Consider the following 5,795-nt stretch of genomic DNA (forward strand, 5'->3'; position numbering starts at 1 on the left):
AGACCCAGGACAAGATTATCAAGAGCTTCCCGGAGGTCGAATCGGTTTTCGGTAAGGCCGGCCGTGCCAATACGGCCACCGACCCGGCACCGACCGAGATGTTCGAGACCGTCATCAACCTCAAGCCGCAAGCCGAATGGCGGCCGGGCATGACGACCGACACGCTGATCGCAGAGCTCGACAAGGCGCTGCAGTTTCCCGGCGTGGCCAACGCCTGGACGATGCCCATCAAGGCGCGCACCGACATGCTGTCCACCGGCATCCGCACGCCGATCGGCATCAAGGTCTTCGGCAAGGATCTGGACGAGATGGAGAAGCTGGCCAAGGAAATCGAGACCGTGGTGAAGGCAGTGCCGGGCACCACCAGTGCCTTTGCCGAGCGCATCACTGGCGGCTTCTACCTCAATATCGAACCGGACCGGGAGCAACTGGCCCGCTACGGTCTTTCCGTTGGCGAGTTGCAGGATGTGATCGGCAGCGCGCTGGGTGGTGAGATGGTGACCACCACCGTTGAGGGGCGTGAGCGCTTTGGCGTGACGGTGCGCTACCCGCGCGAGCTGCGCTCCGACCCGCAGCAGATTGCCCGTGAAGTGCTGGTGCCGACCATGGGGGGGACGATGGTGCCGCTGGGGCAGTTGGCGAAGGTCAAGGTGGAGAAAGGTACCCCGGGCATCCGCACGGAGAACGCCTTGTTGTCGGCCTATATTTTCGTGGACATCCGCGATCGGGACATCGGTGGTTACGTGGCCGATGCGAAGAAGGCGGTCGCCGAGCAGATCAAGTTCCCGCCGGGTTACTACGTCACTTGGAGCGGTCAGTTCGAGTTCATGGAGCGCGCCATCGAGAAGATGAAGGTTGTCATCCCGATCACGTTGCTGACCATCTTCCTGCTGCTCTATCTGAACTTCCGGCGCATCACCGAAACGCTGATCGTCATGTTGTCCGTGCCTTTCGCGCTGGTCGGCGGGGTGTGGCTGATGTGGCTGCTCGGCTACAACCTGTCGGTGGCTGTGGCGGTGGGCTTCATCGCACTGGCCGGCGTGGCGGCGGAAACCGGCGTGGTGATGCTGATCTATCTCGACCATGCCTGGGAAGCCGTGAAGGCGACGTGCCGCGAGAGTGGCCGCAGTCCGAACGTCAGTGATCTCTACGCAGCCGTGATGGAGGGCGCTGTCGAGCGCGTGCGGCCGAAGATGATGACCGTCGTCGCCATCATGGCCGGCCTCTTGCCGATCATGTGGGGGACGGGCACCGGCTCCGAGGTGATGAGCCGCATCGCCGCGCCGATGGTCGGCGGAATGATCTCCTCGACGGTGCTGACCCTGGCGGTGATCCCGGCGATCTACACACTGGTGAAACAGTGGCGGCTGGATCGGGGCCAGGAAAGCTAGTTTGAACGCATTGATGGGCCAAAGAGGTGATCGGCGATGCCACCCCGTCCTGTATCAAGCAGCCGTGATCCGTTGTGCGGAATGGATGTGCTTGTCGCCGGGCCTGCATACCTTCCGGCGCAGCCTGTGGCGGTTTTTCGAGCACAACGAACTGGAAAATGCGGCCCACGCCGGCACCCTGGCGTGCAGTAGCCGTCCACTGACGCCGCGCTGATTCTTGTCCTGCAACGTAGGAGGCCGTGATGATCGATTCTCGTGAGCCATCCCAAACTGGAACTGATGGTCATTCCCACCATTTCCGGCGCGGCAAGTGGGTGTGGTGGGTGTTTGCCGCGATTGCCCTGTTCTACCTGCTGACGGAACACCGCGCGCATCTGTTTGGTGTATTGCCCTACCTGTTTCTGCTGGCCTGCCCCCTGATGCACCGCTTCATGCATGGCCATCACGGTGCCCACAAGTCGCATGACCGCGATACCGGTGAAGGAGGAGACGGCCATGGACGCCAGTAACGGTGATTATGGGTTGTGGACGCTCGTCGCCATCAACTCGATCTTCTTCATCCTGTTTGCCGCCAGTTACTTCAAGCCGCAGAGCAAGCAGGACTGGCGAACGCTGGGCATGTTCTCGGCTTTTGTCGTCGCCCTGTTCACGGAGATGTATGGCTTTCCGCTGACCATCTATCTGCTCTCGGGCTGGTTGTCGGAGCACTTTCCGGGCATCAACTGGCTTTCCCATGACGCGGGGCATCTGCCCGAAATGATTTTCGGCTGGAAGGCCAATCCTCATTTCGGCCCTTTCCACCTCCTGTCCAGTCTCTTCATCCTCGGCGGTTTCTGGCTCCTCGCTGATGCCTGGCCAGTGCTCTATGCCGCGCAGAAAGCGCAGACGCTGGCCTCGACGGGCCCCTACGCCCGAATCCGTCATCCCCAGTACGCCGCCTTCATTCTCATCATGATCGGCTTCCTGCTGCAGTGGCCGACCCTGGTCACGCTCACCCTGTTTCCTATCTTGCTTATGACTTACATCCGCCTGGCGAGACGGGAAGAAAGACAGGCACTGGACGCATTCGGCGAGGAATACCGCGACTACCTGCTCAGAACGCCCGGATGGTGGCCAAAGTGGGGCAGCCACCCGACGTCACCTTGAAGGCCGGGTAACGATCAAGGTCGAGACAAAAAGGAGTTGTCATGACATCCCCAGCGTCCGGACACGTGCACGACCCTGCCCATCATCACGTTCCGTCCTCTTCTGGGCAGGCCGCACCAGGAAGCGCGACAGACCCGGTCTGCGGAATGACGGTGCAGCCGGAATCGACTTTCCAAAGTGAGTGGGAAGGCGTGACTTACCGCTTCTGCAGCAGCAAATGCAAGACCAAATTTGATGCAGGCCCGCGTGGGTACTTGCAGCCTGCAAAGCCCGCCGTCACCGATCCCGGCACCGAATACACCTGCCCGATGCATCCGGAGATCCGGCAGATCGGTCCGGGAGACTGCCCGAAATGCGGGATGGCGCTCGAACCGGTCCTGCCTGATCTGGCGACCGAAGACGACAACAGCGAATACCGGGATTTCCGTCGGCGTTTCTGGTTCAGTTTGCCGTTTACCGTTGTGGTGGTGTTCCTGGCCATGGCAGGCCATCTGCTCGGCGGCCTGCCGCCGGCCCTTCGCAGTGGCGTGGAGCTGGTCCTGAGCGTGCCCGTCGTTCTGTGGGCGGGTTGGCCCTTCTTTGTTCGGGGCGCGCAGTCGGTGGTCCATCGCAGTCCCAACATGTGGACGCTGATCAGCCTCGGTACGGGCGCGGCTTTTATTTACAGCGTCGTCGCGACGCTGGCGCCCGGCGTGTTTCCACTGTCGTTCATGGCCCATGGCCGGATCGGCGTTTATTTCGAGGCGGCGGCCGTCATCATTTCGCTGACGCTGCTCGGCCAGATGCTGGAGCTGCGCGCCCGTTCGCAGACCTCGGCGGCAATCAAGTCGCTGCTGGGCCTGGCACCGAAGACCGCACGGCGGATCCTGGCCGATGGCAGTGAAGAGGATGTTCCGCTCAACCATGTCCATGTCGACGATCTCCTGCGCGTCCGGCCCGGCGAGAAAGTGCCGGTGGACGGCGTGGTGGTCGAAGGAAGCAGTTCGGTCGATGAGTCGATGCTGACCGGCGAACCCTTGCCGGTCAGCAAGCAGGCACCGGACAAGGTGATCGGTGCAACGATGAACACCTCCGGCAGTCTCGTTATCCGTTCGGAGAAGGTGGGCGCGCAAACCATGCTTGCACAGATCGTGCAGATGGTCGCCCAGGCCCAGCGTTCCAGGGCCCCGATGCAACGTCTGGCCGACGTGGTGGCCGGGTATTTTGTCGCCGCGGTGGTCACCGTCGCCTTCGCCAGCTTCTTTGCCTGGGGGCTGTTTGGAGGCGATCAGGGCTGGGTCTTCGGACTCATCAGCGCCGTCTCGGTGTTGATCATTGCCTGCCCCTGCGCCCTTGGGCTGGCAACCCCAATGTCGATCATGGTGGCGACCGGCAAGGCCGCCACGCAGGGCATCCTCTTTAGGGATGCCGCTGCAATCGAGGATCTGCGCCGGATCGACACGCTGATCGTGGACAAGACCGGCACCCTGACCGAAGGGCGCCCCGCGTTCGAGCGGGCCGTCGCCTTGCAAAGCAACAGCGAGGACGAGATTCTCCGGCTCGCCGCCAGTCTCGACCAAGGCAGTGAACATCCTCTGGCCGATGCCATTGTGCGTGCGGCGCGTGAGCGGGGGATGAGCCTCGACAAGGTCGAGCAGTTCGAGTCGGCGAGCGGTATTGGCGTACACGGCATCATTGGAGGGCGACGCCTGGCCCTCGGTAACGTGACGCTGATGGCGCAGGAGGGTATCGAGCTTGGACCCTCCACCGAACTTGCCGAACACGCCGAGGAACTCCGCAAGAGTGGGGCCAGCGTGATCCATCTTGCCTGTGATGGGCAGCTTCTCGGTCTGCTGGCTGTTTCCGATCCGATCAAGGCAAGTACGCCGGAAGCCTTGGCGAGCCTGCGGGCGGCCGGGCTACGCGTAGTGATGGCGACTGGAGATGGTTTGACCACCGCACGCGCGGTGGGCCAGCGGCTGGGTATCGATGAGGTCTACGGAGAGGTAAAGCCGGCCGACAAACTTGCGCTCGTGGAGAGGTTTCAGCGCGAAGGACATGTCGTGGCGATGGCCGGTGACGGCATCAACGACGCACCAGCCCTCGCCAAGGCCGATGTCGGCATCGCCATGGGAACCGGGACCGATGTGGCCATGAACAGTGCGCAGCTGACCCTCGTCAAAGGCGATCTGAGAGGCATTGCCCGTGCCCGTGCGCTATCAGTCGCCACGGTCCGCAACATGCGGCAGAACCTGGCCTTCGCGTTTCTCTACAACGCCCTCGGAGTCCCGATTGCCGCCGGCGCCCTCTATCCGGCATATGGACTGGTTCTCTCGCCGATGATTGCCGCCCTGGCGATGAGTTTTTCGTCGGCCAGCGTGGTCGGCAATGCACTGCGCCTCAGGAAGGCAGAGACAGGCAAACAGACTTCCTGACATTTCAAGGACAGGGATGTAATGGTTGCGTCACCCCTTTGTCAGTCGCCAGATCGCACACTGAGCGTGCGAACTCACAAGGAGGCAACATCATGAAACGCAATTTAGGTGTGACACTTGCTGGCGTAGCACTGATCCTGACCTTGGGTGCTTGTTCATCAACGCCCCCCGTTGCAGAGATCCCGGAGGCCATTTCCAGTGCTTCAACTGCGGCTGACCACCAACGTATCGCCGACTACTTTGCCAAGAAGGCTGTGAGTTACGAAACGGAAGCCAAGCAACACGAAAAAATGGCGGCCTCTTACTCTGGCCGTCCGAGAGGTGATGCGGGTTTGTGGGCGGCCCACTGCAGCAATCTGAAGACCAAGCTCAAGGAAGCGGCCCAAGAGGCCCGGGCACTGGAAAAGGGGCATCGCGACCTGGCGGAGAGTCTTGGCAAATAAGTCATTGCCGAGCCGGCGTGAGTCTCGTGCGGTTCGGCCTGGACAGGGGAACATCATGCAAGAAGCGAACGAAGACCTGAGAGCGCGTCTTCAGGCCAATCTCGACGTAGCGGCCGGACTCTGCCGTCTGGGCTTCACCTACGGTGAGCAGGTGACGACATTGACCACCGAGACGATGCAGAAGTGGGTGCATCAGGCTGACCACGACCCCAAAGCGCTGTTGCAGGGAGACGTTGCGGGTTTCACCGCGGCAAGTGGCCGGATTGCGGTGGACCACTGGTCGGCACTGCTTTCGTGCACGCTGGAATTTCAGAAGGCATTCCTGGCCGCACTTCCGAAGCGCTAGCGGCGCAGCGCTCAAGAGAAAGCTGACAGGAATGTAATCATCGGGTCATGTCTCT

6 protein-coding genes are annotated in these 5,795 nt (G+C 61.7%); all 6 read left to right on the plus strand.

The window, feature by feature from the left end:
- A partial coding sequence (locus tag PHI64_RS23250) for an efflux RND transporter permease subunit (RefSeq protein ID WP_299888720.1) occupies positions 1 to 1,391 on the plus strand: 1,391 nt, incomplete at its 5' end.
- A gap of 242 nt (positions 1,392 to 1,633) precedes the next feature.
- Complete coding sequence (locus PHI64_RS23255) at positions 1,634 to 1,900, plus strand: DUF2933 domain-containing protein (RefSeq protein ID WP_299888723.1); 267 nt, start codon at positions 1,634 to 1,636, stop codon at positions 1,898 to 1,900.
- Complete coding sequence (locus PHI64_RS23260; RefSeq protein WP_299888726.1) at positions 1,887 to 2,537, plus strand: isoprenylcysteine carboxylmethyltransferase family protein; 651 nt, start codon at positions 1,887 to 1,889, stop codon at positions 2,535 to 2,537. The genes PHI64_RS23255 and PHI64_RS23260 overlap by 14 nt, the downstream gene beginning before the upstream one ends.
- 41 nt (positions 2,538 to 2,578) lie before the next feature.
- On the plus strand, positions 2,579 to 4,951 hold the full coding sequence (locus PHI64_RS23265) for a heavy metal translocating P-type ATPase (RefSeq protein WP_299888729.1): 2,373 nt from the start codon (positions 2,579 to 2,581) through the stop codon (positions 4,949 to 4,951).
- 92 nt (positions 4,952 to 5,043) lie between these two features.
- A complete protein-coding gene (locus PHI64_RS23270) occupies positions 5,044 to 5,394 on the plus strand; it encodes a hypothetical protein (RefSeq protein WP_299888731.1) in 351 nt (116 codons plus the stop codon).
- Between the two features lie 55 nt (positions 5,395 to 5,449).
- Positions 5,450 to 5,740, plus strand: coding sequence for a hypothetical protein (locus PHI64_RS23275; protein ID WP_148581700.1), 291 nt, complete (start codon positions 5,450 to 5,452; stop codon positions 5,738 to 5,740).
- Positions 5,741 to 5,795: the final 55 nt, after the last annotated feature.

Source organism: Zoogloea sp. (assembly GCF_028689785.1).
In the GTDB taxonomy this organism is placed as follows: Bacteria; Pseudomonadota; Gammaproteobacteria; order Burkholderiales; family Rhodocyclaceae; genus Zoogloea.

What these genes read in the sequence shown, in the direction of transcription:
- PHI64_RS23265 (WP_299888729.1), top strand. Translation starts at nt 2,579, where the DNA reads ATGACATCCCCAGCGTCCGGACACGTGCACGACCCTGCCCATCATCAC.
- PHI64_RS23260 (WP_299888726.1), top strand. Translation starts at nt 1,887, where the DNA reads ATGGACGCCAGTAACGGTGATTATGGGTTGTGGACGCTCGTCGCCATC.
- PHI64_RS23255 (WP_299888723.1), top strand. Translation starts at nt 1,634, where the DNA reads ATGATCGATTCTCGTGAGCCATCCCAAACTGGAACTGATGGTCATTCC.
- PHI64_RS23270 (WP_299888731.1), top strand. Translation starts at nt 5,044, where the DNA reads ATGAAACGCAATTTAGGTGTGACACTTGCTGGCGTAGCACTGATCCTG.
- PHI64_RS23275 (WP_148581700.1), top strand. Translation starts at nt 5,450, where the DNA reads ATGCAAGAAGCGAACGAAGACCTGAGAGCGCGTCTTCAGGCCAATCTC.